This is a genomic window from Streptomyces sp. NPDC059850 (genome assembly GCF_042731515.1).
Lineage (GTDB): Bacteria > Actinomycetota > Actinomycetes > Streptomycetales > Streptomycetaceae > Streptomyces.
This window is the reverse complement of the sequence record NZ_JBHWJI010000016.1, coordinates 44,120-62,361: the sequence shown is the minus strand read 5'-3', so window position 1 is coordinate 62,361 and position 18,242 is coordinate 44,120. Positions and strand designations below refer to the sequence as shown.

Here is an 18,242-nt window from a genome sequence, read left to right as displayed (position 1 = left end):
GCGGGCGACGAGGAGGAAGCGTGCTGGAGCGGTTGGAACTGCTGGAACGCGAGCTGATGCTGGTAGCCAGGTGCCACGTCCTGACCCCTCGTGACCGCAAGGCATCGGCCGACGCCCCCGCCGAAGCGCCCTCCCCGGATCGCCTGGACCGCTCCGCCTACCTGCTCCTCTCCCGCCTGGACGCGGAGGGCGCGATGTCGATCGGCCAGCTCGCCGACGCGTTCCAGCTCGACGTCTCGACCGTCAACCGCCAGACCGGCACCCTGCTGCGCGGCGGCCTGGCCGAGCGCATCCCCGACCCCGACGGCGGCCTCGCCCGCAAACTCCGCGTCACCACTCTGGGCGCCGAACGCCTCACCGCCGAACGCGACTGCCGCCGCACCAGCCTGTCGCGCCTGCTCGAAGACTGGACCGAGGAGGACCTGTCCCGCTTCGGCGAGGCCCTGACCCGCTTCAACCGCGAGGTGGAAGCGCACGACGGCCGCCCGTGGCCCCGCGCGGAAGAATCGGAATCCCCGCCCGAGGGAACGCGTTGACCTGAGTACGCCCCTACTCAAGGAGAACGCGATGCCCACCCCACACCCCCACACCAACTCGACCTCCGGCCACCGAGTAGAGATAGAACGCGGCACCCAGCACATCAAGGTCACCATCGACGGCCAGGTAGTAGCCGAGACGGACCGCCCGCTGCTCCTGCACGAGACCGGCCTGCCGGTGCGCTACTACCTCCCCCCGGAGGACGTCGACCTCACCCTGTTCGAGCCCACCGACACCCGCACCACCTGCCCCTTCAAGGGTGAGGCGGCGTACTGGACGTACATAGGTCCGGACAGCGGCGCGGAGCTGCGCCCCGACGTCGTGTGGACGTACGCACAGCCGATCGACGCGGTACCCGAGATCAAGAACCACCTCTCCTTCTACGACTCCGTAGCCAAGATCACGGTCTCCTGACCCCGGGGCTAACGCCCCTCCGCGCCCCCATCACCCCATCAGCGGACGTCCCCCTCCCTCCCCGGGGGAACGGCTGACGCGTGCACCTCCACGCGTACTCCTGGCTGGGCGAGAAGGAGCAGTTCGACCACGAAACCCTCCGCCGCCTCCCCGACAGCCCCCTGCCCCCGGTCACCCCGGAGGACGAGGAGCACTACCGCGCCCTCCTCGACACCTTCCGCCGCTCCGAGCTGCCGCCCATGGAGACGGCGTACTGGCTCCTCAAAACCCCCGCCCTCATCCGCGCCACCTTCCACGAACCCAAGGACGCCGCCACCTGGCTGGGCCAACAACTCACCGCCCACGCCCCCGGCTTCCTCTCCCGAGAAGAAGCCGACACCGCCCGCCTCTCCCGCCTGGTAGCCACAGCCGCGGACCGTTTGTCTGAAGGCGGTGACATCTCCCTGGGCTTCTACACAGGCCGCACGTCGTTCCTCTCCCTGGCGGTAGTCACCTGCTCCCCAAACCCCTCAGCCCCCGACCTCCCCTGCCCCCAGCTGAGCCCCCGTACCTAGGGCAACTGAGCCCCCGAGGCGATCCCTCCACACCCCGCCCGCGGTTGGGTGGACGAATGAACGAGACAGCCCCCGCCGACACGTCCGACGCGGCACACGACCGAAGACTCCGCACCGCGGCGAAGGTCGGCGTCGCCCTGCTGATCCCCACCGCCATCATCAGCATCGTCCTCTCGCTCATGACGGAGCGCGCCGCCAACTGCGTGATGTACGGCAACCAGTGCTCCTCAACGCCCGGTGCGGTGATCTGGGGCGCACTTCTCGCATCGGCGGTGCTGGGCCTCTACGCCGCAAGCTGCCCCCGGAAGCGCCTGCCGTTCCCCACAGCCCGCTCCTGGGCGGTCAAGCTGCAGTGGTTGGCTCAGCTGACGATGGCAATGCTGCTCCTCACCTCTCCCTGAGCCCGCTCAGCTCTGCTGCTGGTTGTCGATCTTGCCCGTCATGTCGGTGGTCTGCCCGGCCGGTGGGGCGTCCGTATCCACCTCGGTGCCGAAGTCCGAGAACTCGATCAGCGTGCGCACCGTCATCTTCCGCGGGACGGCGGTGGTCTCGTCCGCCCGGTCCGTCGGCTTGAGGTCCATGGTGACCTGCTGGCGGCGGATGCGGCCCTGGTCGTCCAGCCAGACGTCCATCGGGACGGTGGGGCCGACCTGGCGCTTCAACGCGGCGGTGCCGGAAAGCTTGTCGACGTCGACCGTGACCCGGTAGCGCATGGTCCGCGCGCCGTCGACCGTGGCCGTGCCGACCTTCTTGGTGTTCCGGTCGGTGATGCCCTTGGCGAGCCCGGCAGACTGCGCGGGGTCGTTGATCTGATTGCTGCTGCCGCTGTTCTGCTCGGCGGCGGCCTTCCGCAGGTCGATCTTGATCCACGGCTTGTCACCGGGCACCTGCGCCCGCTGCCGAGGGGGAAGCTTCTGGTACAGCACCTGGTCGACGACGCGCTGCTCGACCTTCTGGCCCCCGGCCCGGATGGTCATGACGCTGTCGCCGTCCTCCAGGTCGATGACCCCCTCGCCGCCCGCGGCAGCGGACTTCCCCGCGGCCGACGTCTCCGTACGGAGCGTCATCCGCGCCGTCTCCTCCTCGGCGGTCCTGGCGTACGCGGTACGCACCGCAGCCGTACCCCCGGCGCCACCCGCCGCCGACGAAGTCTCCCCGCCCTTGCCCTCGGAGTCCCCGTCGCCTCCGCACGCGGTCAGCACCCCGCACGCGAGCAGCCCCACGGCCCCGAACGCACCGGCCCGTATCCCGCTGGCTAAGTGAGTCATGTCTCCAACTCCCCTCAACGATGGGGATACCGAGTGCCCCGGAACCGCCGGACGATACCGCCGAAGAGCGACCCTCGCCGGACGCGACGCATCCGGCGAGGGCGGCGGGGGCGGCGGCTCAGGAGAAGGTCACGTCGCTGCACAGGAAGTACGTCTGGTCCATGTGCGAGGCCTGCCAGATCGTGTAGACGACGTGGCGGCCGGTGTAGCCGGAGGTGCTGACGTTGATCGAGTAGTTCTGGCTGGGGGCGTACTTGCCGGTCGTGGTGACCAGTTGCAGGTCACTCCACTTCAGCGGCTGCGTGGTGGGGTCGTAGCCCTGCCGGGTGACGTAGACCTTGAAGTAGTCCGCCCCGTGGCTGGCCTGGTCGTACAGCTTCACGGTGAAGTTGCGCCCGATGTTCGTGGTCTGCCAGGCGCCGGGTGTGTCGAGGGAGTTGTAGCGCCCGCCCTCCGTGCGCCCACCGCTGCACAGCTGCCCGTCGGGGACGGCGGCCGGGAAGTTACCGGCGGAGCCGTTGCGGTAGAGGCCGTTCCAGTTCCACATGGCGTTCGGGTTGGCCTGCCAGGCCTGCCAGCACATGGGGTCCTTCTGGGCCATCTCCGGGTTCAGGTGGTCGCTGCCCCAGCGCAGCCAGCAGCCGTAGTTGCGGGAGGCGGGGTCGATGACGGATCCGTGCGCGCTGGCGGTGCCCGACCAGGGGATCAGGGCGAGCAGCAGCGCGGAGAGCAGGCCGAGGGCGCGAGAGGCCCAGCGTAAGGAGATGCCGCGTTCATGACAAAACATTGCGCGATCTTCCTCCATCGTCCGTGGGGGAGTGGGAGAGATGTGGGAGGCATGTGGGAGCGCTCCCACATGCCAGCTTGCCCGACGGACCCCGTGCGAAACGTGTCGTCGCCCAGCGCGGACTACGTCGACAATGACCCCAGCGAGGCCGTCACCACCACGGGCGCCACCCGCCCCGCTCCCCGCAGTCCGTCCGCGACCATCTCCACCAGCCACACCGCGATGTCCGGTGACCACTCCCGCGTACGGCAGCGGAACCGCATCACCTCGCGCATGCCTTCCGTATGCAGCACACGATCGAGGTCGAGTTCCACCCCCGGCGGACAGCCTCCCGTCGCGGCCACGGAGACATCCGCCGCCCCCTGCGCCATCTCCCGAACCGCGTCACAGACGGCCACCGCATCACGCCCGTCCGCCCCGCCCTCCTGGGGCTGGCGGGACACGGTGACCACCACCTCGTACCGAGCATCCGGATCCGCCAGACCGAACCACGGCGCCAACTCAATCTGATGGAAAGCGGTATTGCGCGCGGCCGCCTGCAGCGGCAGCAGCGCATGCATGCCGCTGAACGTCACCGTACCCACCCGAGCCAACGCCTCGGACAGCACCAAAGAAATCGGCCGAACGGGAAGACCGGGCAGCGGAGGATCAGTCAGAACTCCAGCCTGCAGCCACGCCAGCTGATGCACTCTTCCGTCCTGTGCCCAATTCCCGCCGACCTCCTCATGGGCCCAGGAAGTGGGCTCGTGCCGAGCCGTGACCTTTCCGTCCTCATGGAGCCAGCCACTCACGGATTGCCACCCATACGCCCCGGCCCGATCAATCGCAAGGCTGAGGAGATCCTCCTCAACGGCACCCTCGTCGTCCTGCTCCACAACCCGGTCGAACCACGGATTGCGTTCGAGGACCCCGTGAAGGCCAACAATGACGGTGGGCGGCAACACAGGCACTCCCAGAAATCAGGTGCAGTTCCTCTGCCCGGCTGGGCCACGCGGGCGGTCAGATCTTGATGACGGTGACGCGCCCGCCGCACAGTGCCGTGAGGTCCTCCGGATCGGAGGTGAGTACGGTCACGGGCCCGGGGGCAGCGAGGGCGGTGGCGCTGAGCATGGCGTCGATGGCGTACTTGTGCCCGTGCAGGACGGCGCCGGCCAAGAGCGCGGCGGCGTGGCGGGCGACGTCCTCGGTGACCGGCTCGACGACGATGCGCGAGAGGGTCCACTCCAAGGCTGGCCGGTTGATCCGGGGGTGTACCACCTCCACGAGGGTGGCGGCGCTGGTGATCACCCGCATGTCGTCGGCACGGGCCAGGGCAAGCCATCCGGTGACCGTGCGGTCTCGCAGTACGGCCTTGGCCAGCCCCTCGCTGTCGAGGGCCAGGGTGCCGCCGGGGACGGCAGCGGAGCGGGTCACGCGGCGTTCGCTCCGTCGTCCGTCTGCTGCCTACGGGCCTGCTGGAGCTGGTCTCGGAGTGCTTGGACTTCCTCGTCGCCGATGGGCCCGTGCTCGGCCTCGGCGACCGCGATGAGTTCGTTGAGGTTGTCGCGCTCGATCTGTCGGGCTACGGCCGCGGCGACGTAGGCGGAAAGGCCGGACGGCCCGCTCCGGGCGCGAGCGGCTTCCGCGATGTCCCGTGGCATCGTGATCGAGTACTTCTGCGTAGGCTCGCTCATGCCCTTCATGCTACCCCTCATGCTACCGGCGGCGCCTCGAGCACGAAGACGGGTGGAGCTGGAAGAAGGCATGTCCTGGCCGAGTAGGGAACGGGCACGGGTCACGACGCCTTCCGCGCCGCCCTCCCGCCTGCCCACGCAACGAGCGCCCGCAACTCCTCCCTGCCCCGCTCGACCACCTCCAGGAGCACGTCCGTCCGCGCATCGGGCGGTAGCGGAGCGTCGGCGACCAGATCGAGCAGACTCCACTCGGTGTCCAGCCATCGCCGCAGGGCTTGCCAGTTGCCGGTACGGGAGGCGGGTAGGGCAGGGTCCCAGGGATCGGCCGCGTACGGTGTGCGGTCGTCGCCGAACGCGCTCAGCAGGCCCGAGCGGCGTACCAGGCATGGGAAGCAGAGGCCGCAGTGGGCGAGTGCGGGCCCAGCGGGATGACGGTCCGGGGGAGTGCCGCAGCTCAGGGTGGACTCCAGCACCCGCTGCGGCAGGCCCGCGTCACGCGCTACCGCGCAGACGTCCCCTTTGGTGAGCGTGGCGAAGGGATTCTCGACGCGTATCGCGGACCCAGGCTCCGCGACCTCGGAGATCACCCGGTTGAGGTGGTGAAGCGTCCACGGGTGCACCGAACGGGTCGAGCAGGCCCCGGCCCGGGCGGCGGACAACGGCGGATTGAGAGCGAGTTGACCGTTCTCCGGCAGGTGGACGACGGGGATGCGTTCCGCGGCGGCCGCGTGCACGGCGGTCGCCGCGTACAGCAGGCCGCGTGAGCGGGTGGTGCGTTCCAGCTTGATGCCGCTGCCACGTGGCTTACGCACGGTCTGGCTCTGGGCGAGACGCCGTACCGGACGTCGCCGCAGGCCGCGTACGGCCTCGTACACCTGGTCCTGAAGCGCCTCGAAGTTCCGTTCCTCGAAGGAGACGAGCAGCAGGGCGCCGGAAGCGGGCAGGGCAGCCCGCTGTGCTGCCCAACCGAGGGAGTCGAGACCGCCGGAGAACAGGGCGACCTCGTGCGCGTACTCCTCGGCCGCGAAGGTGAGGGGCCTTTGCCGGACCGACGTCTCGTGCAAGGGCCGGAAGACGACCTCCCACAGGTCCCCTGTCACGGTCCCCAGGACGGCCATCAGGGCAGGCACGGCGCGGACCCACCGCTCGGGGTGGGCGACCGGTACGGAGAGGGTGATGCGGCGAGTCCAGCGGTCGAAGCCTTCGACACGGCGGGTGTACCGGTCTGCCGCGAAGACAGCCCGCGCCACCCGCTGGAGATCATCCGCCCAGTCCGGGGCCGGGGCGAACAACTGCCGCCGGTCCGGCCCACGTGACGGGCGCTCCCAGTACACGGCGTCGTGGAGGGGCCGCCAGTGCGGTGGCGGTGCTTCGGCATTCGGATGGGAGAGCCAGAAGAGCCGGGTGCGGGCTTCGGTCATGCGGCGGTGTCCCCCTTGTACGGCGTGCCGTCCTCGTACGTCGTTCCGTCCGTATCCCCGCTCGGCTCGTCGGAGAGCAGCCCCAGCGCCCGGCCGGCCGCCCGGGGGACGAGCCCCTGCGCGACGAACTGAAGGGAGCCCATCGGCCCCTCGACCGACTCTGTTGCCTGTGCGGCCTCCTCACACGGGTCCGGCAGCAGACCCAGAACGCGCTCGGCTAACCAGTCGGCGATGTGGTCCTCGGGATCGAGCGCGGGCAGCAGCGGCACCACGAGCTTGACCTTCTCGGCGACCGCCGTACGCAGGAACTCGGCCACGACACCGGCGAAGAACCCCTGATACAGAAGGCAGAACACCTCCCCGGACAAGCCCCTGCCGCTCGGAGTACCAACCTCCGGATGCCGTTCCAGGAGCCGCCGTACGGACACTGCGGCGGCCCGTCGTACGGCGGCGTCCGCCACGGTGCCGCCTTCGCCTCCCACGGCGGTGATGAAGCGGGCGGCGAACTCATCACCGTCCCGGCTCACGGCCCAGTCGTCCACGGCGGTGGTCAGCCGTTCCCCGGCCGCGCAGGTCGCCTCGTACAGGCCGAATGCCGACGGCTCCTCCCGAAGGGTGCGGTGGAGCACGGCTAAGTGCTCCGCGGCGATGTCGTCCAGCCCCGCCGCTTCATCAGGCCCCGGCCGCCAGGCCGAGACCCGCCTGCTCGCGCGACTCCACTCACCCGCCACGCCCGTGCGGCCACCCGGGCCCGGCCATCGCGACGATGTACCCATGCCTCACCTGCCCCCTCCGACCAGCGGCACGGTCGCTCTACCAGGAGAGCAAGAAACCGATGTCATGGACAGGGCGCGCACCAGCCAGGCAGGAGCAGAGGGACGACCGCGCGACCCCTCACCTTCGGGTGGGTCCCTGGATACAGTGGGTAGCCACAGCGCGCTCGACCCCGTCGACCGGAGGCAGCGATGGCCCGCGCCTGGGAGGCCGACCCGTCCGCGTTGTTCGAGCGTCGATTAGGGAAATCGGCCGCAGAACTCGGAAACTCAGACGGCAATGACGAGTGCCCGGACATTTGGCAGCTCGACAACGGCGACGTGGCCGTGATCGGCAGGGATCTGACAGCTGCCTACGGACTCCGCCTCCCGCAGGGCGTGAACCTCGCTCCGGACGAGCGGCTGGTCGTCATCCCAGGGAACATGCTCAGCGCCGCGAAGAAGGACATCCCCGATGCTTGATCTCGTCGCCCCCGTCCTCGTCCCCGAGCAGGGCGATCGGCTCACCCGGCCCGCCTACAAGGAGGACTTCCGGCAACGGGAGGACGCGATCCGGGACGGGAGTTCCTGGAAGCTGGAGCGCCGACAGCACTTCGAGGAGCAGGGCAGCCCGAGCCGGGACGCCCTGCGCCGAGGCGACTGGGAGGAGGCGCTGCGGCTCCTCGCCGCCCGGCGCGACACCCTGGCCGCAGCCGCTCAGAAGGAAGAACGCAGGGGCTACGCCTTCCACCGCGTACGGGTGGTCGAAAAGCCACTGACACCGTACGTGCAGTGGGAACTCCACTCCCAACGGCAGCGCGCGGAGCACGGCCAGCGGATCAGGATCGTCCCCGCCGAACAGGTAGCCGCCTCGGAGAACTCCGCGCCGCTCCCGGAGGTGGTCGTCCTCGGCGGCCGCACCCTCTTCCAGGTCCTCTACACCGAGGAAGGCGTCGCGAATGGCGCGATCCGCTACACCGACCCCGACCTCGTCGAGCGCTGGGAGAACTACATCAAGGCGCTCTACGCGGTGGGTGAAGACGTGATCCCTTACTTCGACCGCGAGGTGGCGCCCCTCGGTCCGCCGAAGCTGAGCGCAGGAGGGGAGTAGGCCGATCGCAGCGCCAGACGGACAGGACGAGCACGTCGGCAGCACCCAAAACGAGCTGTCGGGAACCTCAGGTGACGTCGTCCAGGCGAGAAATATCCACGGAGGCATCCACTTCCACGCCCCACGCGCACCGGACCCGGCCACCCCCTCCAGCCCCGTCCCGCGCCAGCTCCCGGCCGACGTAGGCGGGTTCGTCAACCGAACCGATGAGCTGGCCCACTTGAACGCCGTCCTCACCAGCGAGGACGACAGCCCGCTCGTCGTCTCGGTCTACGTGATCGCTGGCACCGCAGGAGCCGGGAAGACCTCGCTGGCACTGCGCTGGGCGCACCAGATCCGGGAGCGCTTCCCGGATGGCCAGCTGTACGCCAACCTGCGCGGCTACGAGCCCGGGGAGCCGGTAGCGGCACGCGACGCTCTGCACCGCATGCTGACCTCGCTCGGCGTCCCAGCCGAAGCCGTACCGCAGGATCTCGACGCGGCCGCCGCGCTGTACCGCTCGTTGCTTGCCGACCGTCGCGTCCTGGTCGTCCTGGACAACGCGGCCACCGTCGGCCAGGTCAGGCCATTGCTGCCCGGGAGCGCACACAGCCTGGTCCTGGTTACCAGCCGCAGCCGCCTCTCCGGCCTCGCCATCCGCGACGGAGCCCGTCGGTTCACCCTCGGCGTGCTGCCGGAGTCGGAGGCGGTTGCCCTGCTGCGCGCCGTCACCGCGGGGTACCGGCCGGCCGACGACGAACGCCAGCTCGCCGAACTGGCCCGGCTCTGCGCCCGACTTCCGCTCGCGCTCCGGATAGCGGCGGAACGTGCCGCCAGCCACCCCCACCTCCGGCTGGACGACCTGATCGCCGACCTGTGCGACGAATCGTCCCTCTGGGACGCCCTGAGCACGGGCGACGATGAGGAGGCCGAAGCCATCCGTACCGTCTTCGCTTGGTCCTACCGCGCCCTGCCCGAACAGGCGGCCCGCGTGTTCCGCCTGCTCGGCCTGCACCCCGGCCCCGAGTTCGGTCTGCGGGCCGCCGCGGCTCTGGCAGGCTCGACCAGTATCAGCCGGTCCCGACAGCTGCTGGACTCCTTGGTCGGTGCTCACCTCCTGGAACAGACCGCCCCGAACCGCTACCAGTTCCATGACCTGCTACGTGCCTACGCCATCGACCAGGCCCAGCAGGAGGAGCCGCCGACTGAGCGGGAGGCAGCCCTGCGGCGCGTGCTGGAGTGGTACCTGCACACCGCCGACGCCGCGCAGAGCTGGCTCAACCCGGCCGAGGACCGCCTGCCCCTCACGCCCGCCGCGGACGACATCAGCCCGCTGACGTTCGCCGACTACGACACTGCCGTGGACTGGGCCGAGCGCGAGCACGACAACCTCCTCCAGGCCGTCCGTACGGCCGCCGACGCTGGGCAGGACCGCCTGGCGTGGCAGTTGTCCACGGTCCTGTGGAACGCGCAGTTCCCGTCCGTCTCAGGCGCAAGCTGGCCGCCCGTGGGCCGCATCGGTCTGGAGGCAGCCGAACGGCTGGGCGACCGCGCCGCACAAGGCGCACTTCACACCTACCTCGGTATGGCCTACACCCGCATCAACCGCCTGGCCGAGAGCCTGGAAGCCCACGAGAACGCGCTGACGATCCGCCGCGACCTGGGCGACCGCCTCGGCGAAGCTCGCTCCCTCAACCTGATCGGCCTGATCCACCTCCGCAACAGACACCTCGACACCGCTGCCCACCACTTCGAGCAGGCCATCTCCACGTTCCAGGAGCAGAACGCCCCCCACTGGGCCGCCACCGCCCTGTCCAACCTCGCCACCACCCACTACCGCGCCGGACGCCTCCCGGAGGCGGCCACCGTCATCGACCAGGCCCTGGCAGCGCACCGAGCCCGGGGCGATCAGCGCGGCGAGGGCAACATCCTGCGCGTGCTGAGCGATGTCCAGCGCGAGCAGGACGACGTCGAGGCATCCCTGCTCTCGGCCCAGGCCGCCCTCGACATCGCCCTAAGCCTCCGCAACCTACGCCTGGAAGGCTTCTGGCTACGCACTCTCGGAGACGCCCAGCAAGCGAAGGGCCAGTACACCGAGGCCCTGACCTCCTACCAACGGTCCGCCACCCTGCACCGCCGCCTCGCCGACCGCAGCCGAGAGGCCCTGGCCTGGCAGGGCGTCGGCGAGGTCTACCGCCGCCTCGGACGCCCTGCCGAGGCAGCCGACTTCCACTGCCAAGCCGCCTCTGCGCACCGCGACCTGGGCGACGCATGGAACCAGGCCCTGTCCCTAGACGGCCTGGCCTCAGCCGTACGCGACGAAAGCCCGGAGGAAGCCCACCAGCACTGGACACAGGCGCTGAGCCTCCTCGCCCACTTCAGCGACCCTCGCGCAGCAGCAGCACGCGAAGCCATCAGCAGCCGGACGGAGAACCGGCGCTGAGCTGGATCTCGGCCCATACGGTCTTGCCGCACGGGTGCCTGGGCTCGACGCCCCACCGCGTCGCCAGCGACTCGACGAGAAGCAGGCCTCGGCCATGCTCGTCGTCGGCACCCGGGGGTGTGACGGAGACCGGCCCGGGAAGCCGCTCGTCTCGGCAGTCGGAGACCTCGATACGAAAGACGGCAGGCCCAGCCTCCGTCCTCGTCAGGACGAGAGTGAGCAGAAAATCCCGGCCGGGCACACGCCCGTGCTGCACGGCATTCGCGGCGAGTTCGGCAACGAGCAGCGCGGCGGCGTGCGTGCACTGGTTCCGGTGATCCCAGCCCCAGTCGGAGAGTTGTTGCACGGCGAGAAGCCGGGCGAGGCGCGCCCCGCGCCGGGTGGGGCTGAGGCGCTGACTGAAGCGGAGTGAGCCCCGGACGAGTTGGTGAGAGTGAATTTCCTGCGACATGTCACAGAGCGTGGCCGCACGCTCCTACGCTGACCAGCAAGACGGCCAGTACATAGCGTGCTGGTACCGGCACGTTCAGCTGGTTGTCAGGGGTAGCGGGCGTGACCGTACGGGCGTACGACATGGGGTGGTGACTCGGGTGACGGACACGGGTATCGGCCCGGACGGGGAACGGCGGCCTGAACCGCAGGAGGACGTGGAAAGCGCGGCGGACCTCAACCGGGCCGTGGGCAAGCAGGTCAAACTCCTCCGCGAGCGGTCAGGCTGGACTCAGCGAGAACTCGGCAACCGGCTCGGCTACAGCGAGGACCAGATCGCATCGCTGGAGCGCGGGCGCCGCACGCCGCAGCCAGAGTTCCTGGATGCCGCGGACGACCTTCTCGGCGCGGATGGCCTGTTGAGCGTCACGAAGGACGACGTGGCGCAGGCGAAAGCGAAGGCGCGAGTTCGTCACCCGGCATGGTTCCAGGACTATGCACGGCTGGAAGCGAAGGCCCTAGAAATCAACGACTACAGCAGCCATGACATCCCGGGCCTCTTCCAGACCGAACGACGCGTACGCGCCCTGTACGAGATGCGAAAGCCGCTGCTGGACGAGGAGACGATTGAGCAGCGAGTGGCCAGCCGAATCGACCGGCAGAAGATCCTGACTCGCTGGCCGTCCCCGATGGTGACCGCAGTGGTCGAGGAGGCCGTACTGCGCAGGCCGCTCGGCGGCTGGGAGGTACACAAGGAGCAGCTGGACCAGTTGCTCCGGCTGGGTCGGCTGCGCAGCGTCGAACTTCAGGTGATGCCGCTGGAACGCACAGAGCACGCCGGGATGGGCGGGCCCTTCATCCTGCTGACCCCCAAAGGGAAACCGCAGGTCGGATACATGGAGGCTCAGAACCACGCGCGACTGGCGACGGACGCCGAAGAGGTCCGTATCCTGGCCGCACGGTACGGCACCATCAGGGCCCAGGCACTCACACCAGGGGAGTCCCTGGAGCTGATCGAGAGGATGCAGACACAACGATGAGCACTGAGGATTCCGCGCGACTCGCTTGGTTCAAGAGCAGCTACAGCGGCAACGAGGGCGGCGCGTGCGTGGAGGTCGCCACCACGCCCGACGCTGTGCACGTGCGGGACTCCAAGGACCCGGTGGGCCCCCAACTCGCCTTCGCCCAGCAGACCTGGGCAACGTTCGTAGCCTTCGCCACGCAGCCCTGACGCACGACGCGGGGATACGGCCAAGCGCCCCGTATCCCCGCGAGCGCCGACAGGCCAGCCCTGCAACCGTGGCGAAGGCAGAGCAATCCGCTTCGGCGCTTCAGGCGGCACCCAACAGGTCCACGACGTAGACGTTTCCGGTTGCGCCCGACTGCAGCGAGATAGTCGTTCTGTGTGTGGGGCTCGCCAACGAAAGCGACCTCCTTCTGGGCGTCCAGGCACACGGCTCCGGAGGCCGCTTCGGTCCCTGGCGTATGCACAGGTCAGCGCTACCCCGCAGCGCGGTGGGTCGGAACTCGTCCACAGATAGTCCACGATCTCTGGCTGCGGACGAGTTTGACGACAAGATCAGCTGTCAGCTGTCATGTGTTGGGTGGGCCTGAAGAGGTAGAAGCCAACGGTTTTCCCCTTGATCGCGACGTTCTGGCCAGAGGACATGAACTTGTCGCGGCTCTGCTGCCCCTGCTCGACAAAGACGAAGGAACCGTTACTGGTAGTCGTTTCCTCCAGCGCCCAGCCCAAAGAACCGCTCGAAGAACTGTGTCAATGTTTCGATCACACGCTTCTTCTTGTCGCTGTGGCCGCCATCGCGACTGAAACGAGAGACGGGGGGCAGGATCTTCGTAATCTCCGTACCAGTCGTACGGATCTGCCCGTCACGGAACGCGGCCGTGATGAACGCCCGGGTCTGCTCGGGCTTGAGTTTTTGCTCCTCGATGATCGCCGCGAGTTCAGCATCTCGCTTCGCATCCACGTACGCCTGCCACTGTTCGTCGACAGCGCCGTGCACAGACAGCGAGTTCACGAAGTCTTCAACGAGGTCGCGCTTGCTCCGCAGGCTCGGGCTGGCGTCGACCGCGCGCGAGATCTGGGCACGAATCTCCTTGTCCTCACCGTCCCCACGCTCGGCCCGCATCTTCTCAACGAGCATCAAGATGTAGTCGACGTTGATCTCGACCTGCTTGACCAGCTCGATCTCGAAGACGACGTCCTCGTTGATGCGTTCCTTCTCCGCAGCGGTCTCCGCACGGAACTCGGTGTGCAAGTTGAGGTAGATACTGCGGTAGTCCTGATGCTGGCGCTCTGTCAACAGGTCCTGGCCGGCGAAGTCGTCGAATTCGGTCAGGATGTTGTGCAGCCGCAGTACGGCACCGAAAAGGTTGATGAAGGCCTTCTGCGCCTGCTCCCCGATGATAGGGGTGCCGAGCGGGAAGGTCTGTAGCAGCTCGGTGACTTTCTCGGCGTACTTGCTGTAGTACTCGCCGTAGGACGGCACGATGACGATGCCTTTGGCATCCTTGTTCCCGAATAGCTCGAGCGCCGCGTTCGTCTCCTCTTCAAGGTCACGGAAGACGACTATATTCCCGTGGCGCTTGACGGAGTTGAGGATCCGATTGGTACGCGAGTAGGCCTGTATCAAGCCGTGCATCTTCAGGTTCTTGTCGACGAACAGCGTGTTGAGCGTGGTCGCGTCGAAGCCGGTGAGGAACATGTTTACCACGATGACCAAGTCGATCTCGCGGTTCTTCATTCGTTGCGACAGGTCTTTGTAGTAGTTCTGGAACTTGTCGGCGCTGGTGTCGTAGCTGGTGCCGAACATCGCGTTGTAGTCGTGGATCGCATCTTCCAAGAACGTGCGTGCGTCTCCGCTCAGTGCATCGGTGTCAAAGGCCTCGTCGTCAAGCATCCCGTCATCGGTGGCTTCGTTCGCGCCGTAAGAGAAGATGATGCCCACCTTCAGCCGCTGATCCGGGGTGAGCGCCTCCTGCTGAAGCTTGAACTGCAAGTAGTAGCGCTGCGCTGCCTCGATTGAGGCGGTGGCCAGCAGGGCGTTGAAGCCGCGGACTCGCTTCTTCTCACGAAGCGCCTCTGCCTGACGCCTCGTCCGGGTCGACTCCGCAACATTGGTGACGACCGCGTGCTCATAACTCGCCTGCCGCTTCGTCTTCTGATCGAAGTGCTCCAGGATGTACGTCGTGATGTCGCAGAGTCGGCGCGCATCCGACAGCGCGCGCTCCCGATCGATCGCCGAGATCTGCTTATCATCCGGGTTGCCGACCTTCATCGTGTTGATGTAGTCGATCCGGAACGGCAGGACGTTCCTGTCCGTGATCGCATCTATGATCGTGTAAGTGTGCAGCTTGTCACCGAAGGCCTGCTCGGTGGTTTTCAGTAGCGGGTTCCCTCCGCTCGAGGAGTTGGGCGGGAAGATCGGGGTACCGGTGAAGCCGAACAGGTTGTACCGCTTGAAGGCTCGCGTGATGTCGGTGTGCATGTCGCCGAACTGCGACCGGTGACACTCGTCGAAGATGATCACAGAGTGGCCCGAGAACACCTCGTGTCCTCGGTTCGCCTTGATGAACGTCGACAGCTTCTGGATAGTTGTGATGATGATGCTTGCGTTCGGATCCTCCAGCTGCTTCTTCAAGACCGCAGTGGACGCGTTTGAGTTGGCGGCGCCTTTCTCGAAGCGGTCGTACTCGCGCATCGTCTGGTAGTCGAGGTCCTTGCGGTCGACGACGAACAACACTTTCGCGACATCGGGTAGCGTCGACGCCAGCTGCGCAGCCTTGAACGACGTCAGCGTCTTGCCCGACCCGGTCGTGTGCCAGACGTACCCGCCCGCCTCGACGGTGCCAAGCCTCCTGCGGTTCGTCGAGCACTCGATCTTCCGCAAGATCCGCTCCGTCGCCACGATCTGGTACGGCCGCATCACTAGCAGGTCACGGTCGGCTGTCAGCACGCAGTACTTCGTCAGCACGTTCAACAGCGAGTGCTTGGCGAAGAACGTCTTGACAAACGCGGTCAGCTCCGCGATCGGCTTGTTCTGCGCGTCCGCCCACCACGACGTGAACTCGAACGAGTTGCTTGATTTCTTGCCCTTGCCCGCGCCGGCAGCTTTCTGGTTATCCTTCAAGTGCTTCGAGCGGGTGCTGTTGGAGTAGTACTTGGTCAGCGTGCCGTTGCTGATCACGAACAACTGCACATACTCGAACAACCCAGAGCCTGCCCAGAAGCTATCGCGCCGGTACCGGTTGATCTGGTTGAACGCCTCACGGATGTCCACCCCACGGCGCTTGAGCTCGATATGCACCATCGGCAGACCGTTGACTAGCACCGTCACGTCGTACCGATTAGCGAAGCTCGCTCCGCCCTCGCCCCGGTCAACCTCGTACTGGTTGATGACCTGCAGACGATTGTTGTGGACGTTCTTCTTGTCGATGAGAGTGATGTTCTTCGTCGAACCATCGTCACGCTTCAGAATCTGGACGTGGTCTAGCTGGACCCGCACCGTCTTCTCTGCGATGCCCTCGTTCTGTCCGGCGATCTTGGTGGAGAAGAACGACTCCCACTCAGAGTCCGAGAACGACACGTGGTTTAGCGCCTCAAGCTGGATTCGCAGGTTCGCGACCAGCTGCGCCTCCGATGTGATCGGGACATACTCATACGCCTGCGCCTCCAGCAGGCGGATCATCTCGCGCTCAAGCGCCGCCTCCGATTGGTACGCCGCGGCTCCGGAGGCTTCGGAGATGTACTCAGCAACGACCGTACTTTCAGTCGAGACAGCAATCGGGTCGTACTTGCGCGCCTGCGCTCCCCTCATGCCGCAGTCTCCTTAAACGTCAAGAGCCGATCACGATAGTGCTCGTACTGCTTGCGACGTGCGCCACGTTCAGCAGGAAGCCCGGCACTGATGTCGTGTACAAGACTCTCGAACTTGCTAAGCGCGGCCGCAACTCGCTCCTGCTCTTCAAAGGAGGGGAGTGGGATTTCCCACTTGAAGAATGACTTCGAATCGACGGCTGCCATGGATCCATCTGTACGTACGCAACTCGAACGGATTCGCTCGCTATCGGCCCGGAGCACCTGATAGACGTAATCTGCGCTGACGCCATCGCCCGGCGTCAGCACCCGGATATCCTGATTAACCGTAGTGTCGATACCGATCAATCCGACAGGAATGATTCGACGGAGGATGTTCGATCGCATCACCACGGCAACCGACGGTGAGGGGATGAGACGAAGCGTCGTCTCATCAAGCGCCGTTGGAGTGACGCGCCCTCGAATCTCGCTCGTGGTCGTATCGCTGACATCCATCGACGCAAGCCACGGAATTGAACCGCCTTCCCAATAGACAGGATTTGACTTCGATGGCGTGATACCACCGAACCACCTGCCCAGACTCGAGAGGGGCTTCCGTTCGGCTGTCACGTTGTCCAGCATCAGTTCTCGGTAGTACTCATACTGGCGGCGACGCGCCTCAAGCTCCGCCTCAAGCTCCGCCTCAAGCTCCGCCTCAAGTTGAGTGAACCGGTCCAACACCTTGACGATCTCCCGCTGCACCTCAAGCGGCGGCATGGGTACTCGCACCTTCGCGAGGCGCGCCTTCGATACATTGAAACGAGTCACACCGTTGGCAGTCTTGATGATTTGGGCGCGCATCCCGCTTGATCGGAACAGGTACTTGGAGAACTCTGGATCGAGCAGGTCCGGATCGTTCGGCCTGAACCCAATGCAGAAGCTATTTAGATAGAGCGGTTCGTTCACCTTTGCAGTCACTACGGACGTCATGCCGACTTCGCCTGCAGACTCCGACGAGCCAGTGAAAATCACATCGCCACGTTTAAGCACCCGCTGCCGTTCGCCGGATTCGATTTTCACGAAGTCATCAGCCTCGACGTCGACTGCGAGGTTGCTGAACACGTTCGTATATGACACGTAACGGGCGTTACCATCGCTAAAGTCAGCCTTCGACTTGCCCGTCAGTCCACCAAAGACCGTACCTGAATCACCAAGCTCCTGAAAAACTACGCCGCCTGGGCGCAGCTCCTGGAGAATTTTGTCGATACGGCTCACGCGACGTCCCCTTCTGCGATTTCGTTAATATTTTCGACGTTCCAGCCCAGTTCGTCGATCGCTTGCGCGTATTCGTTGTCGCGGCTCACTTCGTCAACTACGCCTAGGACCAACTGGAGGCAGGGCTTGTACTTCTGGAGCGCCTCTTCTTCGCTTGAGTCGCCATGGATGATATTGCTCAATTCGCTGAAGAGTTGGTAGCCATCGCTTGAGTATCGCTGCGGAATGATGTTGCGAAATTCGTTAACTTCCTTCAATACGTCACGAAAGGAGCGTGGCTTCCCGTTCGACCTCTTAGTCTCGATCTTGGCAATTTCGGCCACTTCGAACGTGACGAGCTCGAAGATTTTACGGAGGTAGATAATCGATCCGGCACCGAGCTGGCTTTCATAGGCGAGTTGCGCTCTCCTGACAAGATCGGAGAACGGGCCACGATGGCTATCGACTCGGTCAGCGCGGTCACGAAGATTTTCCGTGTAGCGCTCGATATGCACTTTCGGTGCGAAACTGGAAATATCGCCACTGCTTCCGATCAGAAACCATATCTCCACGAATGACTGGCACTCGACGCACTGCAGTGTGACGTCGATGCTGATCTGGTTGTCACTGAGCCCCAAACATGAGAGCTCGTCCCCCGACATGAAGGTCCGTTGAGCTACACAAGCGCGGCAATGGAAATTGCGGAGGACCTTCCCCACTTTGATCCTCTTGTGCTTGCCCCACTTCAGTGCGTGCCCGCCGAGAAAACCATCCACTTGCGTGGTTGCCACAGCGGGAGCATCAGAG

20 protein-coding genes are annotated in these 18,242 nt (G+C 66.1%); 9 read left to right on the top strand and 11 right to left on the bottom strand.

The window, feature by feature from the left end; genetic code table 11:
- Nucleotides 1–56: 56 nt before the first annotated feature.
- The 4 genes from ACFV9T_RS15550 (at nucleotide 57) to ACFV9T_RS15535 (ending at nucleotide 1,906) form a co-directional block, all read left to right on the top strand.
- A complete protein-coding gene (locus tag ACFV9T_RS15550) occupies nucleotides 57–536 on the top strand; it encodes a MarR family winged helix-turn-helix transcriptional regulator (RefSeq protein ID WP_385440529.1) in 480 nt (159 codons plus the stop codon).
- Between the two features lie 31 nt (nucleotides 537–567).
- Nucleotides 568–951: a DUF427 domain-containing protein gene (locus ACFV9T_RS15545; RefSeq protein WP_385440318.1), complete on the top strand. Its 384-nt coding sequence runs from the start codon at nucleotides 568–570 to the stop codon at nucleotides 949–951.
- An 80-nt stretch (nucleotides 952–1,031) separates the two neighbouring features.
- The gene (locus tag ACFV9T_RS15540; protein WP_385440315.1) at nucleotides 1,032–1,505 is read left to right on the top strand and encodes a hypothetical protein; all 474 of its coding nucleotides are present in this window, start codon (nucleotides 1,032–1,034) and stop codon (nucleotides 1,503–1,505) included.
- Between the two features lie 56 nt (nucleotides 1,506–1,561).
- Nucleotides 1,562–1,906 carry a hypothetical protein gene (locus tag ACFV9T_RS15535; protein WP_385440314.1) on the top strand — a complete coding sequence of 115 codons (345 nt, stop codon included), beginning with the start codon at nucleotides 1,562–1,564 and terminating at the stop codon, nucleotides 1,904–1,906.
- 6 nt (nucleotides 1,907–1,912) lie between these two features.
- On the opposite strand, the gene ACFV9T_RS15530 is transcribed toward ACFV9T_RS15535, so the two are convergent.
- From ACFV9T_RS15530 to ACFV9T_RS15500, 7 genes are all read right to left on the bottom strand, one after another.
- On the bottom strand, nucleotides 1,913–2,773 hold the full coding sequence (locus ACFV9T_RS15530) for a hypothetical protein (RefSeq protein WP_385440311.1): 861 nt from the start codon (nucleotides 2,771–2,773) through the stop codon (nucleotides 1,913–1,915).
- A gap of 118 nt (nucleotides 2,774–2,891) precedes the next feature.
- Nucleotides 2,892–3,560 carry a lytic polysaccharide monooxygenase gene (locus tag ACFV9T_RS15525; RefSeq protein ID WP_385440309.1) on the bottom strand — a complete coding sequence of 223 codons (669 nt, stop codon included), beginning with the start codon at nucleotides 3,558–3,560 and terminating at the stop codon, nucleotides 2,892–2,894.
- Between the two features lie 122 nt (nucleotides 3,561–3,682).
- Nucleotides 3,683–4,504, bottom strand: coding sequence for a hypothetical protein (locus tag ACFV9T_RS15520; RefSeq protein WP_385440307.1), 822 nt, complete (start codon nucleotides 4,502–4,504; stop codon nucleotides 3,683–3,685).
- A 55-nt stretch (nucleotides 4,505–4,559) separates the two neighbouring features.
- Nucleotides 4,560–4,973, bottom strand: coding sequence for a DNA-binding protein (locus ACFV9T_RS15515; RefSeq protein WP_385440306.1), 414 nt, complete (start codon nucleotides 4,971–4,973; stop codon nucleotides 4,560–4,562).
- The gene (locus ACFV9T_RS15510) at nucleotides 4,970–5,233 is read right to left on the bottom strand and encodes a CopG family transcriptional regulator (protein ID WP_385440304.1); all 264 of its coding nucleotides are present in this window, start codon (nucleotides 5,231–5,233) and stop codon (nucleotides 4,970–4,972) included. Before ACFV9T_RS15510 ends, ACFV9T_RS15515 begins: the two co-directional genes overlap by 4 nt.
- Nucleotides 5,234–5,334: 101 nt before the next feature.
- On the bottom strand, nucleotides 5,335–6,654 hold the full coding sequence (locus ACFV9T_RS15505; RefSeq protein WP_385440302.1) for a 7-cyano-7-deazaguanine synthase: 1,320 nt from the start codon (nucleotides 6,652–6,654) through the stop codon (nucleotides 5,335–5,337).
- Complete coding sequence (locus ACFV9T_RS15500) at nucleotides 6,651–7,430, bottom strand: hypothetical protein (RefSeq protein WP_385440300.1); 780 nt, start codon at nucleotides 7,428–7,430, stop codon at nucleotides 6,651–6,653. Before ACFV9T_RS15500 ends, ACFV9T_RS15505 begins: the two co-directional genes overlap by 4 nt.
- A gap of 189 nt (nucleotides 7,431–7,619) precedes the next feature.
- Between ACFV9T_RS15500 and ACFV9T_RS15495 the strand changes: the two genes are divergently transcribed.
- The 3 genes from ACFV9T_RS15495 to ACFV9T_RS15485 all read left to right on the top strand — a co-directional run bounded on the left by ACFV9T_RS15495 (nucleotide 7,620) and on the right by ACFV9T_RS15485 (nucleotide 10,939).
- A complete protein-coding gene (locus ACFV9T_RS15495; protein WP_385440297.1) occupies nucleotides 7,620–7,889 on the top strand; it encodes a hypothetical protein in 270 nt (89 codons plus the stop codon).
- Nucleotides 7,882–8,517, top strand: a complete 636-nt coding sequence (locus ACFV9T_RS15490; protein ID WP_385440295.1) for a DUF6879 family protein — start codon at nucleotides 7,882–7,884, stop codon at nucleotides 8,515–8,517. The genes ACFV9T_RS15495 and ACFV9T_RS15490 overlap by 8 nt, the downstream gene beginning before the upstream one ends.
- A 94-nt stretch (nucleotides 8,518–8,611) precedes the next feature.
- The gene (locus ACFV9T_RS15485; RefSeq protein WP_385440527.1) at nucleotides 8,612–10,939 is read left to right on the top strand and encodes an ATP-binding protein; all 2,328 of its coding nucleotides are present in this window, start codon (nucleotides 8,612–8,614) and stop codon (nucleotides 10,937–10,939) included.
- Here the strand turns inward: ACFV9T_RS15485 and ACFV9T_RS15480 are convergent.
- The gene (locus ACFV9T_RS15480; RefSeq protein WP_385440293.1) at nucleotides 10,911–11,390 is read right to left on the bottom strand and encodes an ATP-binding protein; all 480 of its coding nucleotides are present in this window, start codon (nucleotides 11,388–11,390) and stop codon (nucleotides 10,911–10,913) included. The genes ACFV9T_RS15485 and ACFV9T_RS15480 overlap by 29 nt on opposite strands.
- 139 nt (nucleotides 11,391–11,529) lie before the next feature.
- On the opposite strand from ACFV9T_RS15480, the gene ACFV9T_RS15475 reads away from it, so the two are divergent.
- Together ACFV9T_RS15475 and ACFV9T_RS15470 are read left to right on the top strand one after the other, a co-directional pair.
- Nucleotides 11,530–12,408, top strand: coding sequence for a Scr1 family TA system antitoxin-like transcriptional regulator (locus ACFV9T_RS15475; protein ID WP_385440290.1), 879 nt, complete (start codon nucleotides 11,530–11,532; stop codon nucleotides 12,406–12,408).
- Complete coding sequence (locus tag ACFV9T_RS15470; protein ID WP_385440288.1) at nucleotides 12,405–12,599, top strand: DUF397 domain-containing protein; 195 nt, start codon at nucleotides 12,405–12,407, stop codon at nucleotides 12,597–12,599. Before ACFV9T_RS15475 ends, ACFV9T_RS15470 begins: the two co-directional genes overlap by 4 nt.
- 487 nt (nucleotides 12,600–13,086) lie before the next feature.
- Here the strand turns inward: ACFV9T_RS15470 and ACFV9T_RS15465 are convergent, their stop codons facing one another.
- Genes ACFV9T_RS15465 through ACFV9T_RS15455 form a run of 3 tightly spaced genes read right to left on the bottom strand, consistent with a single transcriptional unit; the run spans nucleotide 13,087 to nucleotide 18,226 of the window.
- Nucleotides 13,087–16,203 (bottom strand): type I restriction endonuclease subunit R, encoded by a 3,117-nt coding sequence (locus ACFV9T_RS15465; protein ID WP_385440285.1) that lies wholly within the window; start codon nucleotides 16,201–16,203, stop codon nucleotides 13,087–13,089.
- A complete protein-coding gene (locus ACFV9T_RS15460; RefSeq protein WP_385440283.1) occupies nucleotides 16,200–17,456 on the bottom strand; it encodes a restriction endonuclease subunit S in 1,257 nt (418 codons plus the stop codon). Before ACFV9T_RS15460 ends, ACFV9T_RS15465 begins: the two co-directional genes overlap by 4 nt.
- Nucleotides 17,453–18,226, bottom strand: a complete 774-nt coding sequence (locus ACFV9T_RS15455) for a hypothetical protein (protein ID WP_385440280.1) — start codon at nucleotides 18,224–18,226, stop codon at nucleotides 17,453–17,455. The genes ACFV9T_RS15460 and ACFV9T_RS15455 overlap by 4 nt, the downstream gene beginning before the upstream one ends.
- Nucleotides 18,227–18,242: the final 16 nt, after the last annotated feature.

What these genes read in the sequence shown, in the direction of transcription:
- ACFV9T_RS15510 (WP_385440304.1), bottom strand. Translation starts at nt 5,233, where the DNA reads ATGAGCGAGCCTACGCAGAAGTACTCGATCACGATGCCACGGGACATC.
- ACFV9T_RS15545 (WP_385440318.1), top strand. Translation starts at nt 568, where the DNA reads ATGCCCACCCCACACCCCCACACCAACTCGACCTCCGGCCACCGAGTA.
- ACFV9T_RS15495 (WP_385440297.1), top strand. Translation starts at nt 7,620, where the DNA reads ATGGCCCGCGCCTGGGAGGCCGACCCGTCCGCGTTGTTCGAGCGTCGA.
- ACFV9T_RS15525 (WP_385440309.1), bottom strand. Translation starts at nt 3,560, where the DNA reads ATGTTTTGTCATGAACGCGGCATCTCCTTACGCTGGGCCTCTCGCGCC.
- ACFV9T_RS15490 (WP_385440295.1), top strand. Translation starts at nt 7,882, where the DNA reads ATGCTTGATCTCGTCGCCCCCGTCCTCGTCCCCGAGCAGGGCGATCGG.
- ACFV9T_RS15465 (WP_385440285.1), bottom strand. Translation starts at nt 16,203, where the DNA reads ATGAGGGGAGCGCAGGCGCGCAAGTACGACCCGATTGCTGTCTCGACT.
- ACFV9T_RS15505 (WP_385440302.1), bottom strand. Translation starts at nt 6,654, where the DNA reads ATGACCGAAGCCCGCACCCGGCTCTTCTGGCTCTCCCATCCGAATGCC.
- ACFV9T_RS15535 (WP_385440314.1), top strand. Translation starts at nt 1,562, where the DNA reads ATGAACGAGACAGCCCCCGCCGACACGTCCGACGCGGCACACGACCGA.
- ACFV9T_RS15500 (WP_385440300.1), bottom strand. Translation starts at nt 7,430, where the DNA reads ATGGGTACATCGTCGCGATGGCCGGGCCCGGGTGGCCGCACGGGCGTG.
- ACFV9T_RS15550 (WP_385440529.1), top strand. Translation starts at nt 57, where the DNA reads ATGCTGGTAGCCAGGTGCCACGTCCTGACCCCTCGTGACCGCAAGGCA.
- ACFV9T_RS15470 (WP_385440288.1), top strand. Translation starts at nt 12,405, where the DNA reads ATGAGCACTGAGGATTCCGCGCGACTCGCTTGGTTCAAGAGCAGCTAC.
- ACFV9T_RS15530 (WP_385440311.1), bottom strand. Translation starts at nt 2,773, where the DNA reads ATGACTCACTTAGCCAGCGGGATACGGGCCGGTGCGTTCGGGGCCGTG.
- ACFV9T_RS15480 (WP_385440293.1), bottom strand. Translation starts at nt 11,390, where the DNA reads ATGTCGCAGGAAATTCACTCTCACCAACTCGTCCGGGGCTCACTCCGC.